23 protein-coding genes are annotated in these 16,665 nt (G+C 57.7%); 10 read left to right on the top strand and 13 right to left on the bottom strand.

Annotated features, from left to right (window positions below; translation table 11 throughout):
* Positions 1-28 precede the first annotated feature (28 nt).
* The 10 genes from GA829_RS13035 to GA829_RS12990 all read left to right on the top strand — a co-directional run bounded on the left by GA829_RS13035 (position 29) and on the right by GA829_RS12990 (position 6,419).
* Complete coding sequence (locus GA829_RS13035; protein WP_195178899.1) at positions 29-1,138, top strand: hypothetical protein; 1,110 nt, start codon at positions 29-31, stop codon at positions 1,136-1,138.
* A complete protein-coding gene (locus tag GA829_RS13030; protein WP_195178898.1) occupies positions 1,135-1,329 on the top strand; it encodes a hypothetical protein in 195 nt (64 codons plus the stop codon). The genes GA829_RS13035 and GA829_RS13030 overlap by 4 nt, the downstream gene beginning before the upstream one ends.
* Positions 1,326-1,991 carry a hypothetical protein gene (locus GA829_RS13025; RefSeq protein ID WP_195178897.1) on the top strand — a complete coding sequence of 222 codons (666 nt, stop codon included), beginning with the start codon at positions 1,326-1,328 and terminating at the stop codon, positions 1,989-1,991. The genes GA829_RS13030 and GA829_RS13025 overlap by 4 nt, the downstream gene beginning before the upstream one ends.
* A gap of 50 nt (positions 1,992-2,041) precedes the next feature.
* Positions 2,042-2,833, top strand: coding sequence for a dATP/dGTP diphosphohydrolase domain-containing protein (locus GA829_RS13020; protein ID WP_195178896.1), 792 nt, complete (start codon positions 2,042-2,044; stop codon positions 2,831-2,833).
* Complete coding sequence (locus GA829_RS13015) at positions 2,833-3,078, top strand: hypothetical protein (protein ID WP_195178895.1); 246 nt, start codon at positions 2,833-2,835, stop codon at positions 3,076-3,078. Before GA829_RS13020 ends, GA829_RS13015 begins: the two co-directional genes overlap by 1 nt.
* 88 nt (positions 3,079-3,166) lie before the next feature.
* Positions 3,167-3,427 carry a DUF2312 domain-containing protein gene (locus tag GA829_RS13010; protein ID WP_195179619.1) on the top strand — a complete coding sequence of 87 codons (261 nt, stop codon included), beginning with the start codon at positions 3,167-3,169 and terminating at the stop codon, positions 3,425-3,427.
* Between the two features lie 562 nt (positions 3,428-3,989).
* Positions 3,990-4,358: a hypothetical protein gene (locus tag GA829_RS13005; RefSeq protein WP_195178894.1), complete on the top strand. Its 369-nt coding sequence runs from the start codon at positions 3,990-3,992 to the stop codon at positions 4,356-4,358.
* Between the two features lie 2 nt (positions 4,359-4,360).
* Entirely contained in the window at positions 4,361-4,741 is a 381-nt protein-coding gene (locus GA829_RS13000) for a hypothetical protein (RefSeq protein ID WP_195178893.1), read from the top strand.
* Entirely contained in the window at positions 4,741-4,980 is a 240-nt protein-coding gene (locus tag GA829_RS12995; RefSeq protein ID WP_195178892.1) for a hypothetical protein, read from the top strand. Before GA829_RS13000 ends, GA829_RS12995 begins: the two co-directional genes overlap by 1 nt.
* 29 nt (positions 4,981-5,009) lie before the next feature.
* Positions 5,010-6,419, top strand: a complete 1,410-nt coding sequence (locus GA829_RS12990) for a site-specific DNA-methyltransferase (protein WP_195178891.1) — start codon at positions 5,010-5,012, stop codon at positions 6,417-6,419.
* Between the two features lie 363 nt (positions 6,420-6,782).
* Here GA829_RS12990 and GA829_RS12985 read toward each other — a convergent pair whose 3' ends face one another.
* The 13 genes from GA829_RS12985 to GA829_RS12925 all read right to left on the bottom strand — a co-directional run bounded on the left by GA829_RS12985 (position 6,783) and on the right by GA829_RS12925 (position 16,107).
* Complete coding sequence (locus tag GA829_RS12985; protein WP_195178890.1) at positions 6,783-8,000, bottom strand: oxidoreductase; 1,218 nt, start codon at positions 7,998-8,000, stop codon at positions 6,783-6,785.
* A gap of 30 nt (positions 8,001-8,030) precedes the next feature.
* Positions 8,031-8,273 carry a hypothetical protein gene (locus GA829_RS12980; protein WP_195178889.1) on the bottom strand — a complete coding sequence of 81 codons (243 nt, stop codon included), beginning with the start codon at positions 8,271-8,273 and terminating at the stop codon, positions 8,031-8,033.
* Positions 8,270-8,542, bottom strand: coding sequence for a hypothetical protein (locus GA829_RS12975; protein WP_195178888.1), 273 nt, complete (start codon positions 8,540-8,542; stop codon positions 8,270-8,272). The genes GA829_RS12980 and GA829_RS12975 overlap by 4 nt, the downstream gene beginning before the upstream one ends.
* Position 8,543: 1 nt before the next feature.
* Entirely contained in the window at positions 8,544-8,960 is a 417-nt protein-coding gene (locus GA829_RS12970) for a hypothetical protein (protein WP_195178887.1), read from the bottom strand.
* On the bottom strand, positions 8,957-9,577 hold the full coding sequence (locus tag GA829_RS12965; protein WP_195178886.1) for a glycoside hydrolase family protein: 621 nt from the start codon (positions 9,575-9,577) through the stop codon (positions 8,957-8,959). The genes GA829_RS12970 and GA829_RS12965 overlap by 4 nt, the downstream gene beginning before the upstream one ends.
* Entirely contained in the window at positions 9,567-9,851 is a 285-nt protein-coding gene (locus GA829_RS12960) for a DUF7940 domain-containing protein (RefSeq protein ID WP_195178885.1), read from the bottom strand. Before GA829_RS12960 ends, GA829_RS12965 begins: the two co-directional genes overlap by 11 nt.
* A 385-nt stretch (positions 9,852-10,236) precedes the next feature.
* Positions 10,237-11,496: a hypothetical protein gene (locus GA829_RS12955; protein WP_195178884.1), complete on the bottom strand. Its 1,260-nt coding sequence runs from the start codon at positions 11,494-11,496 to the stop codon at positions 10,237-10,239.
* Between the two features lie 10 nt (positions 11,497-11,506).
* On the bottom strand, positions 11,507-13,825 hold the full coding sequence (locus GA829_RS12950; RefSeq protein ID WP_195178883.1) for a phage tail protein: 2,319 nt from the start codon (positions 13,823-13,825) through the stop codon (positions 11,507-11,509).
* The gene (locus tag GA829_RS12945; protein WP_195178882.1) at positions 13,815-14,027 is read right to left on the bottom strand and encodes a hypothetical protein; all 213 of its coding nucleotides are present in this window, start codon (positions 14,025-14,027) and stop codon (positions 13,815-13,817) included. The genes GA829_RS12950 and GA829_RS12945 overlap by 11 nt, the downstream gene beginning before the upstream one ends.
* Positions 14,024-14,266 carry a hypothetical protein gene (locus GA829_RS12940; RefSeq protein ID WP_195178881.1) on the bottom strand — a complete coding sequence of 81 codons (243 nt, stop codon included), beginning with the start codon at positions 14,264-14,266 and terminating at the stop codon, positions 14,024-14,026. Before GA829_RS12940 ends, GA829_RS12945 begins: the two co-directional genes overlap by 4 nt.
* Positions 14,267-14,316: 50 nt before the next feature.
* Positions 14,317-15,222 carry a hypothetical protein gene (locus GA829_RS12935; protein WP_195178880.1) on the bottom strand — a complete coding sequence of 302 codons (906 nt, stop codon included), beginning with the start codon at positions 15,220-15,222 and terminating at the stop codon, positions 14,317-14,319.
* Positions 15,219-15,617, bottom strand: coding sequence for a hypothetical protein (locus GA829_RS12930; protein WP_195178879.1), 399 nt, complete (start codon positions 15,615-15,617; stop codon positions 15,219-15,221). The genes GA829_RS12935 and GA829_RS12930 overlap by 4 nt, the downstream gene beginning before the upstream one ends.
* Positions 15,601-16,107 (bottom strand): hypothetical protein, encoded by a 507-nt coding sequence (locus GA829_RS12925; RefSeq protein WP_195178878.1) that lies wholly within the window; start codon positions 16,105-16,107, stop codon positions 15,601-15,603. The genes GA829_RS12930 and GA829_RS12925 overlap by 17 nt, the downstream gene beginning before the upstream one ends.
* Positions 16,108-16,665 lie beyond the last annotated feature (558 nt).

Here is a 16,665-nt window from a genome sequence, read left to right as displayed (position 1 = left end):
GCCCTCTCACTGGGCAGGTGAACAGAAAATGACGCGCGAAGGGCTGGACGTAGACGCATTGGCGCAGGAAATCAGGCGTGTTGATGGAAACCACGACCTTGGAGCCGGGCAACTGGCCGAAGCTCTCATGCCGTTCATCGACGCCACCCGCGCCTCTGTAGCGCCAGTGCAGGTGAAGGGGCTGGGATGGCGACCTATGAAAATGTCAGGGGAAAGTTGGATATCAGATAGTTTGATTGGCGTTTATTTAATCCACAAATTTCCTAATGGTTTCGCATGGTTTCTAGACGGTATAGGACCTGGAACATTACACCCGACTGAAACCGAAGCCAAAGCAGCCGCGCAAACTGATTACGAAACGCGCATCCTCGCCGCCCTCACCGCCGCCCCTATACAGCCGGTGGCTGTCTTCGGGCACGGAAATCTCTTGGTCGATACAGGCACCTTCGGCGGTGTTCCAGCGGTATTCATCAAGCCTGTCATGCCTTCTGGCGAGATAGGGGCGCTCGCCCCCGCCGAGCATCAGGGGCCGCTAGATCGTCTTGTCGCGGGCGAGGTCTACCTGACTTTCCCGACGATAGGACAAGCCCAAGCCGTCGCTGACGCAATGGTTGCGCCCAACGCCGCCCCTGTACAGCCGGTGACCGGGGATTTGGCTAGGTTGGTTGAGCGGTTGAAAGCGCACGCCGATACTCAGATCGCTAACAATATTTCCTATATCCAAACAGCAGACATATTGATGCGCGAAGCCGCCGCCGATATCACCGCACTGCAAGCCAAGCTGGAAGCGATGAAGAAGGAACGGGACGAAGACCGGGATGACGCCGAAGTCAACAGGCAGATATTTTTCCACAATACCCGGCAGATGATATCTAGGTCCAATCACTTTCGCATCCGAGCCGAGCGCGCCGAAGCCACCGTCTCCGAGCTACTGGCTTGGAAGCCGACGCACCGCCATGTGAAGCGCGGCAGCGAGTACGCCATCGTCGGGCAGGCGCAAGTCCAGTGTGAAGACGGCCTGACGGACTACGAGATTGCCACAGTCTATCGCGGCAAGGATGGAGAACTTTGGGTGCGTCGCAAGTCCGAATTTGAAGACGGTCGTTTCGAAGCCCTCACACAGGAGTCGAAGCCATGAGCACACAAACGGAAGCGCTGCGCCTTGGCGATATTGTCGAGACGGTCAAAGGGGCCAAATTTTGGGGTGAGATCGACAGCTTCTACAAGGGCGGATGGGGTGCTGTCGTGGTCGCAACCGATCCCGGCTTTCTTGGGTGTACGCACGTCTACCCCTTGGCACAGTTACGTCGTCGGGAGCCGAAGCCATGAGCCGGGTTACGGAGGCGCAGGTCGAGGCGTTCCAGCATAAATACCGTGAGATTGCCGAGCGATGCCGGTGGGGGCACTCATGGCCAAGTCGCGAAACCAGTCGCGAGTTGATTGAAGCAGCCCTCTCCGAACCGGAGGGGAGCGAGGCGGCGGCAGAGTGCATGTGGACTGACAAGCCATGCACATGCGGCGGCGGCCACTGTGAGCAAGTGTCTTTCGGCGCGGATAACCCCGCATCCGACAATAGCGCGGTAACGGAGGCGGACGTTGAGCGTGTGGCCAGAGCGATTTGCAAGTCTAAAACCTGCGAAGGCTTCTTGTGTTGCCAGAACCCGGCGCAAATGGGCCGTACTACGAACTGCCCCGTCAAGCGGGGCGGATATGACGATGCCGCCCGCGCCGCTATCGCCGCGCTTGCATCGGAAATACGCACCCTTGCGCGTGTCGGCCAGCGCAATGAAGTTTGCGCGCAAGGAATCCGCATATCGCAGTTGGAAGGCGAAGCCCGCGCCCTTCTGGACGAACTGGCACGGGCTGTCGAGGCTATGACGGACATTGCCACCAGCGACGACATCAACAATGCCCTCGATCCCGCTCGCAATAAACGTGTTGCAGCCGCCTTCCTCGCCGACCGCTTCAGGCAGAAGGGGCCGCGCTGCTAACGTTGCTCAAGAAAACATGAGAAACATTCACGTTTAAAGGGAAAAACACGATGCACAATACTGTCATTGTTTCTGGCCCGCAAGGCTGCGGCAAGACAACCAACGCTCTCGCGCTGATGAAGTTCTTCGGTTGTGATACGCTCATCGACGGATGGTGCGACGGGCAACCGGTTGTGCCGCACGCGTTGCATCTGACAAGTGATACCATGACGCGGTGGGAAAGTGTGTATTATCCAACCCCTCGTAGGGGGTACGCGATCCACCGATACGCGGACGCTATGGCAGCCATCGCGGCGTCCACGGCAGGCAAGGCGACGAATCCAAAGGACGCGGTGGGCGTCCGCAAATGGCGTCAGTTTGCAACCATCCCCTTCACCGTCATCTGCGAAATCGGCGTGGCGATGATGGAAGGGGCGCTGAAATACGGTCGCCACAACTACCGCGTCGCTGGCGTCCGCGCCTCGGTCTACAAGGACGCCGCGATCGGCCACATCATGTGTTGGTGGGAAGGGGAAGACCTCGATCCCGACACCAAGCTCTCGCACATCACCAAGGCCATTGCGTCCTTGATCGTGCTCCGTGACGCTATGATCCAGCGCAAACTGAACGACGATCGGCCGCCCAAGGGCAACCTGGATGAGGTTCGAGCCAACTTGCAGGCGGTGGTCGACGCCATGTTCGACAAGTATCCCGCGCCCAAGGACGCCTTCACCGAGATCGGCGTTCGCGGTGGTCAAGGAATGACCGCGATAACGATTGACAGTAAGGTCGACCTTTCATCGATCTCTGCCAACGTCGGAACGATGATCGCCGGCCAGTTTCGGCCCGGTGGTGCAGTCTGATGCGGCGACCCTACCGAAAGTTGGCTCAGCGCTTCCTGGTGCGGCGCTACGTCAAATCAGTCAACGGCAACTGCACCTATCGCGAGATCGAGCAGGCGACAGGAATCCACCGCGAGACGGTACGGAAGATTTGCCACGCGAACAGCTACGCCGTCGAGCATGACAACCCTGCGCCCAGGTCACGCGTTGTGCCTGTCGACAGCTTTATTGCGATGCGGATGCCGTTCGCACGAAATATGTATTGACGCATCCATTTTCACGTTTATAGTGATATTCACCATTTCGGAGAAGCAGATGCCGTTCCCAAATAACACGGAAAACGAGGACGAACTGATCATGGACGACATCACCGACACCAGTCAAACCGTAGCGGCCGGCCAGTTGCGCGCCATCATCGAGCGCATCGAGCGGCTTGAGGAAGAAAAGAAGACGATTTCCGACGACATCAAGGAAGTCTACGCGGAACTGAAGGGGGCAGGCTTTGATTCGAAGGCCGTCAGAACCATCGTCCGTGAGCGCAAGAAGGATCAGGCAGAGCGTCAGGAAGAAGCGACGATACTTGATCTGTATCGCGCGGCGTTGGGCATGGTATAATGGCAACTCTTACCAATTCAATGAGATGGGAGTCGCATCCTGATTTCCCTCTCTACGAGGTTTCCGAATACGGGGACTGCCGTAGAATTGGTACAGATGCTAGAAAAGGAAGACGGCTTCGCGGCTCATTGGATGCTGACGGCTATCTACTTTATCATATTTACAACGCAAAGGGTATAAAACAGAACGTTCGTGCGCATTGCTTGGTTCTCGAAACTTTTGTCGAATTTGCGCCATCCTCGGAGCATGAAGTTGCTCACAACAACGGCTCACGTGTATTCCACCACTTTTCGAACCTCAGATGGGCATTGTCAGTCGACAATCATGCCGACCGAATCGAGCATGGCACGACTTCGCAGGGCGAACAGAACGGCAGAGCCCATCTGACGGAGACCGCCGTTTTGGTACTCAGACGCGAGCGGCACGCAGGCACTTTGCGAGGGGAGAGAGTCGTCGCATTGGCCAAGCAGTTCGGTGTGTCCTTTTCGGCAATCTATAACGCTGCCAGGGGCAAAACCTGGAAGCATATTTAAGTCAATCACCTAAATCGGAGACACAAATCATGAAGCTCGGCGAACTGCGCGCGGCGATCCGCAAGACGAAGGAGACACCCTTCGTGAACATCTATCCCTTCCCCGGCACCGATAAGGGCTTCCGTTTTGCCCTGCAGAAGACACCGCTTCTTGCCGAACTGGAACGCGTCTATCCTGGCGGCAAGGCCGCCGAAACCGGCCTCGAATTCAACGTCGATACCGGCAAGCTGAACTGCCCGACCTATGACGACTACATGGGTTCCAGCGTGGCAGACAAGGCAGCAGCGTTCGAAGGGTCGACTGTGCAGCCCGGCGCCGCTACCGAGGACGACGACCTGCTCGGCGACGTGCCGCTCATGGGTGTCAGCCTAATCGACGACGACGATTTGCTGGTCTGACCATGGATGACGCCGCACTCGGTCTGAAACTGGTATCGGCGCTGCGCGCCATCTCCAACTCGCGCGATGTGCGCGGCGCGCCTGTCAGGGGCAAGCTGACCAGCCTTGTCTTGAACATCGGCCCCGAAGGGTGGCAGGCGATCTCACAGTTCTGGTTTACCAACGACTGGAATGTCAGCGTCGGCAAAGACCCGGTTGCGTGCCTCGTCGAGGTTCTGACCAAGGAACCTGACCTATCGGAATCGTATGATCCGAAGAAGCGCCTGGCGTCGTTCGCAAAGCCTCAACTGCCGGTGAGCGAGATCATGGTTGCGGGCAAAGCTCCGCTGCAAGACGTTCGCAGCCAAGCGCCAGACTTAGATGATGACGATCTGCTCGTGTGATGCACCGCTACTCGTATGAATGGGTAGACCCCGAAGACGGTGAAGCCGCGCATTTCAGCGACGATCTCTACGCGATCTACGATTCAAAGCGCGGCTTCACCGATCCCTTTGCTTGGGGGTGGGACCGCAGCGCGACAGAACTCATCGTCGATGCTTTGAATGCACTCGACGAGCGTCTGCGTCAGGCACGGACAGCGCGGCAACGGCAGCAGTACGATTTGAGCGATCTGCTCAGTTAACGACTCACTTTTAACGGGATTGTCACCTTATGGGCGGCCAAATCACTCTGCATGATGGCGACAACCGCATCAGTCTACGCCGACTGATTGATCAAGGCGTTCGCGTCCATTCGGTTGTGACTGACCCGCCCTACGCCCTCACCAGCATCACGAAACGTTTCGGCAGGCAGGGCGCGGCGGCGGCTCGCAGCGAAGGTAACGACGGCAGCTTCTCACGGCTCTCGGGCGGCTTCATGGGCCACGGGTGGGACGCCACCGGCATCGAGCGCGACCCCGAGTTTTGGAAGCTGGTGTACGACATTCTTTTGCCAGGTGGCTGCGTCTTCGCCTTCTCAGGAGCCCGCACTGGCCACTGGCAGGCGTGCGCCATGGAGATCGCCGGCTTCATCATGCATCCGATGCACGGTTGGACCTACGGTAGCGGATTTCCAAAAGGTCACAATCCCGCTCTCCCCGGTTGGGAGGGCTGGAAACATGGCACGCAGACGCAGAAGCCGGCGCTGGAACCTATCTACCTCGGTCAGAAGCCATACGACTCCAAGACCTGTCGTGAGAACCTGATCAAGCATGGTGTCGGCGCCTTCAACATTGACGGCTGCAAGGTTGGGGACGGCTCCGAAAGCCGGTCACGCGACGGCGAGCTTGCGATGGATCGCCGGTACATCGACGACGGCTCGACTAATTTTGCGGCACTGCCGGGTTCTGCAAGGGGCGGATCGCCGGCTGGACGCTACCCATCCAACTTGATCCTCGACGGTTCGCCCGAGGTTGTGGCGCTGTTCCCGCAGGGCAAGAGCGGCAAACCGGGAACCATGCGCAAAGGAAAGAACGACGGTGCCTGCTATGGCGCAGAGAGTCGCGCACCAGGCACGCCGATGAGCGGCTATGGCGACGAGGGATCGAACGCTCGCTTCTTTCACCAGTTCGCGCCGACCGCCGAAGACTACCAATGGGCGATCGACACTGGTGTGATCTCCGAGGATCGCGGCGACGCCATCGTCTACAACGCGAAGGCAAACAAGGCCGACCGCGCCGGCTCCAAGCACCCAACGGTCAAGCCGATCACCCTCATGCAATATCTGATCCGCCACATCACGCCACCTGGCGGCACGGTGCTCGATATGTTTGCCGGAACCGGCACGACGGCCGAGGCGGCGCGGCGTGAGGGATTCGACTGCATTCTGATGGAAGCGGAACCGAGCTATCTCGAATTTCTAAATTCCCGCTTTCATTTTGCAAGTGAAACTCGTATAGGAGAACATTCCTATCTCGGTGAAGCGTCAAAAATCGAAGCCCCTAGCCCCTACGATAACGACTTGTGTCTTATTGACATTCTGAGTGATCGAATCGTAGTGAGCGACGAACTTCGAACAACGGAAGTGGTCGGGAGTGGCAGATCAGTAGCCGGCAATGATCTGACGGATTTGTTAAGTTTATGACTGGCGCAATAGGGAAGAAGATATGAAATTCAATGAACTATCATTTGTAGGTCAAGATACAAGCGGAGAGTACACGCGGCCTAGACCGTGGCACCCAAAGCGAACAGGTGACTATTCCAGGGATTGCTCGCAAGGTCGCGCATATTTTGACGAACTGTATCTTTTTATGGTTGAGTCCAACAATCCGACTTTCCTGTCACGCGTCCTAAGCGCGCAGGTGCAGGGCGGAATGTGGGAAGCCGTCGAAATCGGCTTTAGCCAGGCGATGGCCGAACGGCTATTCCAAGCTCGATAAAGCCGAGCAAAACTCAAATAGGATTGTAACGGTTCACCGGGGGAGTTCTCGGTGAACCTCGATTCCTACTACGCCGGCACCGTGAAGCGATCGACCTCACCACGGTCTTTATGCAACGTAATCGACACCATATTACGCGGGCTTTGATAGCCTTCACCCGCGTGCCAGGCATCCTTCGCCGCGAGCGTGTTGAAGCTCTCGGCGCGAAGACCGCGCAGCGAATTCCGGCTCAACTCTTTTTCGTTGTGGATGTGGCCGGTGTAGCCATACCTGTGGACAGTTGCTCCCCATTCGACGGGATACTGCGCGGCAGCGAAGCCTGCTAGATCGCCCATCTTGAGCATGTCGCCGTGGGTCGCCACAACCATGCACTTGCCATGCTGTTTCATATAGAAGCGGCTTGGGCTGGTGTTGACCTTGACTCGATCGTTGTTGCGGAAGTGCGCGGCCACCGCGACCGCGAGCATCAAACTGGTCTCGTCGTCATGGTTGCCGGGCGTCTTCCGGTACTCCACGAAATCGTGCTTCTGCAGCGCAAGCTCGACGCACTGGATGACCAGTTCGAAGCCGATCTGCACGACTTTGGCATATCTCGAGTCCACGTCGAGAGGATTGCCAGAGCGCGCCGTCTGGTTGCGGCTGTTGTCCGCATGGAAGTAGTCGCCCATGTCGAGAACCAGGGCAGTCTTCGAATTAGCGCTACGGGCCACCAGGTTGTTCATGCTCGATCTGAGCAGATCGGCAGCAATCTTTAGGTCGTAGTCGGCGCCGGTCTCTTTCGCCCACGAAAACATCCCGAGATGAAGATCGACGATCGGGTAGACCGTCAGTAGGTCGGCGTTGGTGAAGGGTGGAGCCTTTATCAGGGCTGCCGGTCGGTATGCCTCGAACGCTGCCCTGATGCCGTCCAGGAGGATCGGCTTGCTGTCCTCGGCGGTCTTAATCCACTTAACGATCTCGCGACCGTCTTCGTTGACCAGCGCTGAAACGGCCTTGATCTTCTGGCCGGCAGGCAGTTCGAATTTCTCGCCGCGCTCGGGCTTCTGCTGAATGAATTCGGCTGCCAACTGACCGTCGCGATAGACTGCGGTGGTCTGACTAATGCGGAAGCCTGGCACCAATGGTTCCGTGCCGCACATCTTTCGCTCGCCAGCCACCTTCAGCCGGCTATCGAAGGTCTTTGGGTTGAGGCCGAGCGCGGCTGCTGCAGCAGTCTTCGTGCCGTGGGCTCTGAATGCGTCTGCTGCGGCTTGTGCCAGGTCGTCGGTGAGGCGGGGAGTTGGCAAAATGATTGCTCCAACGTCAATGAACGATGATTAGGAATGACCTTTGAATGACGCCCATATGAGCCCAAGGATCGCGACAGTGACCGTGGCCACGGCAATCATTAGACCCTGACGGGTGATCGCCTCCGAACCGAGGCGCGTCTTGCGCACGAACAGCATGTCGGCCTGAGCTTCGAGCGGCTTGTTTGGATCGAAGCCGAGAGTCAGCAGGGTCTCTTTCACCGCTTCCCGTGCCGCCTGCCGGGCGATCTCATGGATTTGAGCTTCAGTCATGGCTTCGGCTCCCTGGCGTCGAAGTTCTTGGCGTACCAGGTGGCGCACCAAAGGGTCTGATCGTTCGCGGCTCCGAGGGCGATGTCGGCCTTCTCGTTGGCGGTATCGAGACGGTCTTGCAGCAGGACGCCGCTGCGGTGCGTCCGCTTGCAGCGTTCGGGATAGACCGGCATCCGGCGAGCTTCCTGCACGCGCTTCTCGGCCTCTGCGAGCGCCAGCGGCACGATCTCGGCTTTCGCCTTGGCCGTGTAAGCCTGGTCGAGCCGCATTTTATTTGTTGCGCAGCCGCTGAAACAGAAAGTCGTCAACACGGCAGCCGTCAGGAGTCGGCCTCGCTTCGATTTTTGCCAGGTCATCCTTTTTCTTTCTTTCGTCGATGTCGGATAGGGCGAGATTTGTTTCGAGTTCTTCGAGCGACTTGCGCTCGGTCTCGGCGACCTGGTTGGCTTCGGCAGCCTTGGCATCGCTCCACTGGCGGATGCGGCGTTCTTCAGTCAGCCTCGCGTTCAGCGCCTCGATCTCAGCGCCGGCCACAAGCTTGGTGACGGCGGCGCGGACGGCTGATGCCTTGTCGAAGTAAAGCCACGCACCGACGATTAGGAAGACCCACACCGGCAACGTGATGCCAAAGGTGAGGATGGGCAGAACCCATTTGCGCAGGAAGGCCGAGATTGCCAGCCAGGTCATTTGCTGAGACCCGACACGCAAAGCTCGGCCTCGCCGATGCGCTGTGCGTCTCCCATTTCGCGGCGCTTGACGAGACCGTCGACGACTGTGATTCCGACCTTGTTGAAGGCGGTCTGAGCTTCGCAGCCCTTGCGGTACTCGCCAGCCATGTGCCAGCGGGTCGCCGTTGAGCCAGCCATGCCTTTCCTGGATTTGACCGTGCCAACGCCGAAATTGTAGGCGCCCGACAGCATGGCCGCTTGGACGCTGATCGGGAAGTTTACGAAACCTGGAACTTCTTTGACCAGTGGCAGATAATACCCGTGGTAAATCTGCTCACGGGTCAGCTGCTCGCACTGCGGGCGCGTGAACGACATGTTCGGGCCGACAGGCTTGCCGTTGATGCGGGTGATGCCGCCGCAGATGTCGTAGATTTTGGCGAACCGGTCCCAATGGGACTTCAGCACCATGCCTTCCCATGGAAGGATCAGTGCGTCGGTTGCCAAGATCACGGCGGGCGGGAGAACCTTCGGTGTGGTGTCCTTTTGCGACTGCCAGCCGCCGATACCGGCCGCGACGATGGCTGCGGCAATGGCCGCCACGCCACGCTTGGTGCCCTTGATTTTGTTAATTGGCATCGGTCTTCTCCGGGGGAGCCAGCGTCTGCGGTTGCGGAGTTACCCGTGCCCAAGCAGCGCCGATCAGGATTGTCATCGTGAGGAAGGTGAAAAGGCCGTGGGGAATCCCAAACGAACCTTCGTCGATGTAGGGGAGCAGCCCTTCGAACACCTGGAAGGCGAAGGCCAGGTACATGAGCCTCATGCTCCAAGCCCGAAGCAGGATCGCGTGCCAGTCTCGCACGAGAAAAAGGTGAACGCGGCCAGCGAACGGTACGTGGAACGTGAGCTTCATGATTTCCGGTCCAGCCATTTGGCCAATTGCAGAGCGCAGTGGTTCGGCTCGATGAGGCGAGACATGATGCGGCAGAACAGGCACTGGACGCCGCGCCGCTCTGCCATCCGAGCGCACAGGGTTTGGTCTCCGTGTCCGCCGCAGAGCCGGTTCAAACGACCAGAGACTCGATAGAAGTTCATGCGCCACCACCGTGGATGGGGTTAAGCGCCATCTTTCGCACGTTCCTACGTGATTATCAAGCTAAACGTGATTTTAAGAAACGCGACAGCGCTCGATGGAAACCTTGCGTTCAGTGAGATAGGATGCAAGCGCTGCTGCGGCCGCGCTAGACCAGAGGCGGGTCTCGTCGCCCCCGACAATCCAGAACCAGTCCGACGGGAAATTATACATACTGGCCTCCTGTCGCTGTCGTTCCTGCGACGGTACCGGGGAAATAGCTTGCACCCGAGCCGGCTGTATAGATCACAGCATTCGAGTCGGCATTGTACCTCTTGCCCGTCACCGTGCCCGAATAAGTCGCACCAAGCCCAACAATGCCGGAACCAATCTGCGACTGCACAAACACTGTGAAGGTGGGTGAGCCAGTGATCGTGACCGTTGCCGCCCCAATAGCACGAATGCACGCACCGAACGTTTCGGTCCAGAAATGGAAGGTCGCGGCAGCCGTGATGTTGTAGGAAATACCTGAGACATCGATAATACCACCATATTTTGTGTGGTTGTGGGCTCCAGCGCATGCGCCGTAGTCCATCTTTCCAGATACCGCAATCTGCCCGCAATCGGCCGCGAGCAAGCCATCAGCACCGGACGACGCGACCTTCAGGCCCTCAACCGACAATTTCACGCTAGCGCCAGATGCGGTGATGCAGCCACCGGCCATAGATAGGGCTACGTTGGCTGGCGTGGTCGTGTCACCGCTGATCTTCAAAACGCCCCCAACGGCGGGACGAGTCATGAGGACGCCGGAGGCATAAGTCCCCGCGCCAACCTGAATGGTGACGGAGAAGCCGCCAAGGTCGAGCGTATCTGTAACTGTATTAATCGCCTTCTGTATCGTCAGGAACGCCCCACCACTGGTGTTCGCCAAGCCGGAATTGCTGTTGCTACCATCGGTTCGCACGTAATAGGTTCGATTGGCTGTAAGAACCTCCCGGCGAGCCCAACCAAGAATACCTGTAACGCTGGAGGACAAATCTGTAATCTGCCTCTGCAATTTGCCGACCGCTGACAACACCGTGTCTGTAGCCGTAATCGCGGCATTAATAGCAAACGAAACACCGGTCAGGACTGCTCCGACGTAGGACGGCAACACCGCATCCGCGATCTTTCCGTCCGCGTCGAGAACAGGCACATTGCCCGCTGCTTCGCCCGCCGTGAGCGCGGCAGCACTTCCGAGCGCAGGCTTGCCCATCAGATCGCCATAGGCTCCGCTGGTGGCGACTGTCGCCAGCGCAGGCTTGCCCATCAGATCGCCATAGGCTCCGCTGGTGGCGACAGTCGCCAGGTCAGCTGCAAACTTGGCGCTATCGGCCAAGTCCTTGAGAGGCGCACGCAAATCGGCAGGAGAGATTTCTTGCGACGTGTTGTCGGGAAGCAGCGTATCGATTTCGCTGTTGATTTCATCGCGCGTTTTGACGGTCATGAGTTGTATCCTAGTTAAAACCGGAATTGAAGCCGCTGCTGAAACTTGCCCCCAAGGCGACGGAGAGCTTCATGGCTTGCAGAGACTGGAGACTGGCTCGCTCGGCACTGGCGGTGATGATCAGCCGCTTCTTGCCGTTTAGATCAGCCAGTGGAATGATCTTCGACGTGCCGCTCAGGCCCGTGTAGGTGACGACCGGATCGCCTTCGAGCGTGGTCACGACAAGCTTTGTGGTCTGCCCGGCCTCACCGGCAACGTTTGCGTCGCCCCACTTCATTGCCTGGGTAGATTCCAGGATGCGGTTGCGGTTCGACCAAGTGACGGTCAGTTCCGTGATGCCGAAACCAGCCACTGTGCCGAAGCCGGTGCCATTGACCTTGACGTTCGCTGGCCGGTTCGGGAGATAGGGCCGCTCGCTCAAGGTCACATTGACCTGCGGCGCGTCGGTGAGATCAAGAAGTCCACCCGTTGTCCGCGTCAAAATCCAATAGGACGCATCCTCGAACGCCGATCGCACCGTTTTATCAACCAACGGGGCGGCAGCAGGTATGACGAACGCGTGGGTGCCGATCGGCCAGTTGCGTGGAACCGTGTCGAGCATCCCGCGATTTAGATGGAAGCCGCTACCGTCAACGGCCTGCACAGTTGCGATCTCGGTGTATTGGTCTGGCCCGGTGCCGATCAGGATGAAGTCGCCGGCAACGGGTTGTGCGCCGCGCAGGCCGGGCAGATCAGCCAATACGGTGGTTGCTTCCGGCACCATAGCTTCGATGAACGCCCAAGTGCCGCGATAGGCACTGGTCCCGAGCGCCGCCTGTGATGGCGTGCCGTTGACATCGGTGACGTTCGACACCAGGTCAAAGTTCACGTCATCGTCGCTGTCGGCGCCAACGGTGACGGCGCTGAGAACTTCCGGGTAGGTCAACTCGGACGGATCGGTGAGACGCAAGGTGGCCGCCGCCATGAAAGCCGGTGCGGTGCCCACCTGGTAGACCGTTGCCGGCGTCGGTCGCTGCGACGGGTTCACCCATCCAGTGTCGCCTGGCGTCAGGTAGCTTGCCTGATCGAGGCCGAAGATGTCCTCGTAAAGCGACAGGGTGACGGTGTTGTCGTCCTTACTAACTTCGGAGACTCGGAAGATGATTTGTTCGATGTTCCGTTCCGGCCACGATAGCTTCACCACGTCGCTGCTGACGGTCTTCCAGAACTCGCGGGTGACGGTCGCCTCGCATGTGGCGATTGGGTTGACCATGGTCGCGAGATCGCGGTCTGCCAGTCGGATGGCGAGCGCTTCGTGTGGCACGCCGTAATAATTCTGCGACGTGGATACGACGCCGCCCTCGGCGGCGATGCCGGCAAGGTCTTGGCTTGTGACCGTGGCGTCCTGACCGGTCTCGGCGTTAGTGTAGGTCACGACGACTTCGTTGGAAATCTCACCCCACGTCTTGCGCTTGAAGCTGGAGAGCTTCGCGTTGCTAGGATCGATGATCGGCAGCGCATCGAAATCGTAGTCGGCCCGCAGCAACTTGATCGTGTGCTTGCCCGTGGCCGGATTGACGAAAACCGCTGCTTGGATGTGCGTGTCGATCTCGCCGATGAACTTCCCGACTTCGCTCTGTCGGGTCCAGATCATGTTGAGGCCGAACTGCTCGTCGTAGATTGTCTGTGCAGCAGATTCGAACGACGCTTTGTCTATCGCCCCTGGAAGCTCGCCCATCCCCCAATCGGTATTGGTCAAAGCTTCGTAGATCATATGGACAGCGTTCGATGCAAACTGCTGATTGCCGTTGGAATCATCAGGAATACGGATCAGAGCGATGGCCGGATTCAGGCCGATGGATGGGCGTCGAACGCGAACGGAAATGGCACGCAGGTATGGATTGTTGGCGCCAAGGTAGAAGCCGGCATTGTTGTTGCCGGGCCATCCCATAAGTGCGTTCAGGATGCCGCCCGACCACCAGGGCGGGCTGCTTGGCTCGGTGGCGCCCTTCGTCCCGGTCAGGAAAATGGAACCGAGCCCCCTGAAACCAGGGCACGTCACGCTCGTAAGCCCAAGCTTCTTCGCCAGGGTCTCGGGCATTACCTGATTGGATTTGCCTGGCAGCCACCATAGGAGTCCCTTGACGCCGCCTTCCTTCTTCGAGCCGCCGAACAAGTCCGTTTTATCGATCGGCAGAACCGCCTGATCGACCTGGTTGCCGCGCCAGAATTCTTTGTCGCCGTATTTCATGGCGATAAGGCTCAGGCCCTCGCCGGCTGCACATACGCCGACATGCAGGGACATCGTGTATTCATGTATTTCAATTTTGTTGTCTGATTTACCGCCCATCGGACGAGCCTCGATCGCGGATCATCTCAACAGCGCGGTCAATCTGTGCGTCGAAACCGTGGCCGCGAAGTTCGGATGCCTTTGCGCCTTCCCTGATGAATTTGGGGAAGTCGACACCCGCACCTTCCAGGTGCTTCTTGACACCCTTCACGCAGTAGAGGACTCGAAGGTCAGCCATGGTCAGATGTGGATCGTCGTTCATGCGTCGATCTGCCGTGTCGTGGTCGCCTTGTCGCCGAACCAGATGATGTTGACGCCCTTCACCCACAGTTCGCCGAACACAACGGGAATCGGGCGTCCGCCTTCCGCTGTCGGGCTATCCATGTCGGTGACTTCTTCGGTCTTCTGGCTCTTGGACTTCGGCATCAAGAGATAGCCGAGCGCCTGCAGCCCGACGCCGATGATAAGGTTGATCAGCAATGGAAGAAGGAAGAACGGCATCGTTCACCAATTGCACGTTTCTAAGGGATTGTCACGTTAAACGTGATTTCTTAGTAGAACTGATTTTTCTGCGATAGAGGGTTTTCCAGTGGTATTGCGAACTGACCGCCGTAATTGTGGATGTTCGAACCACCCTCGACGCTGTTAGTGTGCTGGTTGCAACCCGTCATCTGGTGGTTGCAACCACGGCTTAGCGCCAGGTGCGTGCCAGCTGCAAGGCCGCGAGCAATACCACGGATGGTCACTTCAAGCCCGGCAGGATGCACCGCCGATATAGTGCGAAGTTCTCGACGACCATTGCTGGAATTCGCCCACTCAATCAGGCCACCGACATAGAGGCCGTAAGTGCCGCCGAGAGTTGTCTCCATCGTGATCTTGTTGCGCGACACCGACACGACTTCTCGCGCTACTGTCGCGGCTGGTTTGCTTGCACGGCACTGCGGACCATAGAGGACGTGCGGGCACCCCACTTGATAGTTGCGCCGCAAGCCGGGGCGCTTGATGGAGGTTGAAACGGGCAGACCTGACAATTCGATCTCATTGGTGTCACTGTATGCACCCGAGACGATGCGGCCCATCCAGGTCGCCGGGTAGTTCGCCTCCGTCACTTCATCGCCGAGATGGCCCTCAAAGATCGTCAGATTGACCACCTGCGACGGCGGATAGGCAAGGAACAGATCGTCCATTTCCGAACCGTTGGCCATGGTTACGGTGATGTCGGATTTGTCGAGCGTGCCGTCGTGCGAAAGGTCACTGTTCTTTATCGGCCAGGGTTGGAATTCAACGTTGACAGGGGCGCCCACGGCGTTCAGCACCGGCCGCGTGATAGGTGTCTCTCCGTTAGTGTAGGCGAAAGGTCCAAGCGGCACATCGTCGTCCGTGTTGACACCCTGAACAAGGTAGAGCTTGACGGGTTGGCCGGTATAGCGACTGGATTCGCGAGTGTTGAAGGTCATTGTGCTTCTCCGATGGAGGACCAGTCGATTGCCGCCGCCTGTCTGATTTGGGCTGGATTGCTTGCTACCCTCACGGCCGCCTTCGCACCGAGACGCTTCGCTTCGATCTGCGCAGACAGCACGGTCCATTGTTCAGCCATCGTCAGAACAATCACGGCCTGGTCAAAAGGCTCGATGCCATTCAGACTAGCTTCCGCGACGATGTGGGGGATCGTTGCGTGAGCCGTGGCAGGGTCAGTTATTAGCAATTCCGCCTCGACGCGCTTCTGCTGATAAACCATCTCTTGGCCGGGAATAGATGTGATGAATAGCTTCCGAAACTCCCCGGCAGACACGTCAATTTCAGACATGGCGGCGGCGCGCAGTGGTTCAAGGTTTTTACTCAGCAGGAGCATGTGCGACCACCTTCACGGTTTTGGACATATAGGGCCATTGGACGAATTCCAGTGTATATTCTGCCGGCACATCCGCCCTTAGTTCGAGTTCGTTGAGCACGTTGGATACGGTCAGGGGTTCCCCATCGACGGTGATGTCGCACGGGTCAGGGATTTCCAGTGTTTTGGTATCCGCTCCGTCAGCAATGAGTTCGACTTCATCCGGCAAATCGAACAAGGGCCGGGCCGTCACGACGCCTTCAAGGATGTAATCCCCGGCGATATCGCAGCGCTGAAAGATGACGCCAGGCGACACCATTTTCGGCGACCCATCTTCGTTATAGCGAAGCTCGCCAGTGTCCCAATCCCGCTCATGTTCGAGTGGCTTTTGGATAGGCGGAAGATTGAGCACGCCGCTCTCCCGCGTCAGCATCATTTCCAGAACCATAGGATGAACAGGGTCGGAAATGACGTGGAAAATTCTGCCGTTCTGCTCGTATTCGATGATCATAAGTCCAAATCCCATATAATGTATCGTGAAACCAGTCCGTCTTCTAATGGAGCATAGTAAGTAAAACTCGAACTCCCAACCCTGACGTATGCAGAAGCATTGGAAAGCGAGGCAGACAATACCCAATCATTGATGAACTGACTGTAGAAAGTCGCAGAACGCGTAACCAAAAACATAATCATCGGCATGTTTGAGAATGTTTTGCCGTAAGATAGTGTTCGAATTGTAGAACTTGAAAAAGTTACCGTCCCCTTCATGTGCATCGGCGCTTGGCTAAAGTCACTATTGAACAATAGGTCAGCGTCGGCGGCGGTCAGCACATTGACGCCCGCACCAGATACCTTCAGGCCACTCGGTTGCAATAACACTCTATTAGCCAACGGGAAGCCTCAGAACGACATATGTTACGGTTCCATCAGTAGAAATACCATTTGTCTCACAATGAAGTGTGATAGAAGAATTGCTATTGTATTTAGCCCACGATATCTGCGAAAAATTGGCTGAGAAGCTTGTCACTTTCGGAAAGAACATAACCATGGGCTTATAGCCGAGATCGGG

The sequence above is a fragment of the Mesorhizobium sp. INR15 genome, from assembly GCF_015500075.1.
Classification (GTDB): Bacteria; Pseudomonadota; Alphaproteobacteria; order Rhizobiales; family Rhizobiaceae; genus Mesorhizobium.
Note: the sequence above shows the minus strand (reverse complement) of the source record. Positions and strands in the feature narration are given on the sequence as shown.

Excerpts from the sequence above, each read along its gene's own strand:
- GA829_RS12970 (WP_195178887.1), bottom strand. The coding sequence starts at position 8,960 with ATGACCTGGCTGGCAATCTCGGCCTTCCTGCGCAAATGGGTTCTGCCC.
- GA829_RS12945 (WP_195178882.1), bottom strand. The coding sequence starts at position 14,027 with ATGAACGACGATCCACATCTGACCATGGCTGACCTTCGAGTCCTCTAC.
- GA829_RS12940 (WP_195178881.1), bottom strand. The coding sequence starts at position 14,266 with ATGCCGTTCTTCCTTCTTCCATTGCTGATCAACCTTATCATCGGCGTC.
- GA829_RS13030 (WP_195178898.1), top strand. The coding sequence starts at position 1,135 with ATGAGCACACAAACGGAAGCGCTGCGCCTTGGCGATATTGTCGAGACG.
- GA829_RS12935 (WP_195178880.1), bottom strand. The coding sequence starts at position 15,222 with ATGACCTTCAACACTCGCGAATCCAGTCGCTATACCGGCCAACCCGTC.
- GA829_RS12955 (WP_195178884.1), bottom strand. The coding sequence starts at position 11,496 with ATGACCGTCAAAACGCGCGATGAAATCAACAGCGAAATCGATACGCTG.
- GA829_RS13015 (WP_195178895.1), top strand. The coding sequence starts at position 2,833 with ATGCGGCGACCCTACCGAAAGTTGGCTCAGCGCTTCCTGGTGCGGCGC.
- GA829_RS12965 (WP_195178886.1), bottom strand. The coding sequence starts at position 9,577 with ATGCCAATTAACAAAATCAAGGGCACCAAGCGTGGCGTGGCGGCCATT.
- GA829_RS12980 (WP_195178889.1), bottom strand. The coding sequence starts at position 8,273 with ATGACTGAAGCTCAAATCCATGAGATCGCCCGGCAGGCGGCACGGGAA.
- GA829_RS13005 (WP_195178894.1), top strand. The coding sequence starts at position 3,990 with ATGAAGCTCGGCGAACTGCGCGCGGCGATCCGCAAGACGAAGGAGACA.
- GA829_RS13025 (WP_195178897.1), top strand. The coding sequence starts at position 1,326 with ATGAGCCGGGTTACGGAGGCGCAGGTCGAGGCGTTCCAGCATAAATAC.
- GA829_RS12975 (WP_195178888.1), bottom strand. The coding sequence starts at position 8,542 with ATGCGGCTCGACCAGGCTTACACGGCCAAGGCGAAAGCCGAGATCGTG.
- GA829_RS13020 (WP_195178896.1), top strand. The coding sequence starts at position 2,042 with ATGCACAATACTGTCATTGTTTCTGGCCCGCAAGGCTGCGGCAAGACA.
- GA829_RS13000 (WP_195178893.1), top strand. The coding sequence starts at position 4,361 with ATGGATGACGCCGCACTCGGTCTGAAACTGGTATCGGCGCTGCGCGCC.
- GA829_RS12930 (WP_195178879.1), bottom strand. The coding sequence starts at position 15,617 with ATGCTCCTGCTGAGTAAAAACCTTGAACCACTGCGCGCCGCCGCCATG.
- GA829_RS13035 (WP_195178899.1), top strand. The coding sequence starts at position 29 with ATGACGCGCGAAGGGCTGGACGTAGACGCATTGGCGCAGGAAATCAGG.
- GA829_RS12950 (WP_195178883.1), bottom strand. The coding sequence starts at position 13,825 with ATGGGCGGTAAATCAGACAACAAAATTGAAATACATGAATACACGATG.
- GA829_RS12925 (WP_195178878.1), bottom strand. The coding sequence starts at position 16,107 with ATGATCATCGAATACGAGCAGAACGGCAGAATTTTCCACGTCATTTCC.
- GA829_RS12990 (WP_195178891.1), top strand. The coding sequence starts at position 5,010 with ATGGGCGGCCAAATCACTCTGCATGATGGCGACAACCGCATCAGTCTA.
- GA829_RS12960 (WP_195178885.1), bottom strand. The coding sequence starts at position 9,851 with ATGAAGCTCACGTTCCACGTACCGTTCGCTGGCCGCGTTCACCTTTTT.
- GA829_RS12995 (WP_195178892.1), top strand. The coding sequence starts at position 4,741 with ATGCACCGCTACTCGTATGAATGGGTAGACCCCGAAGACGGTGAAGCC.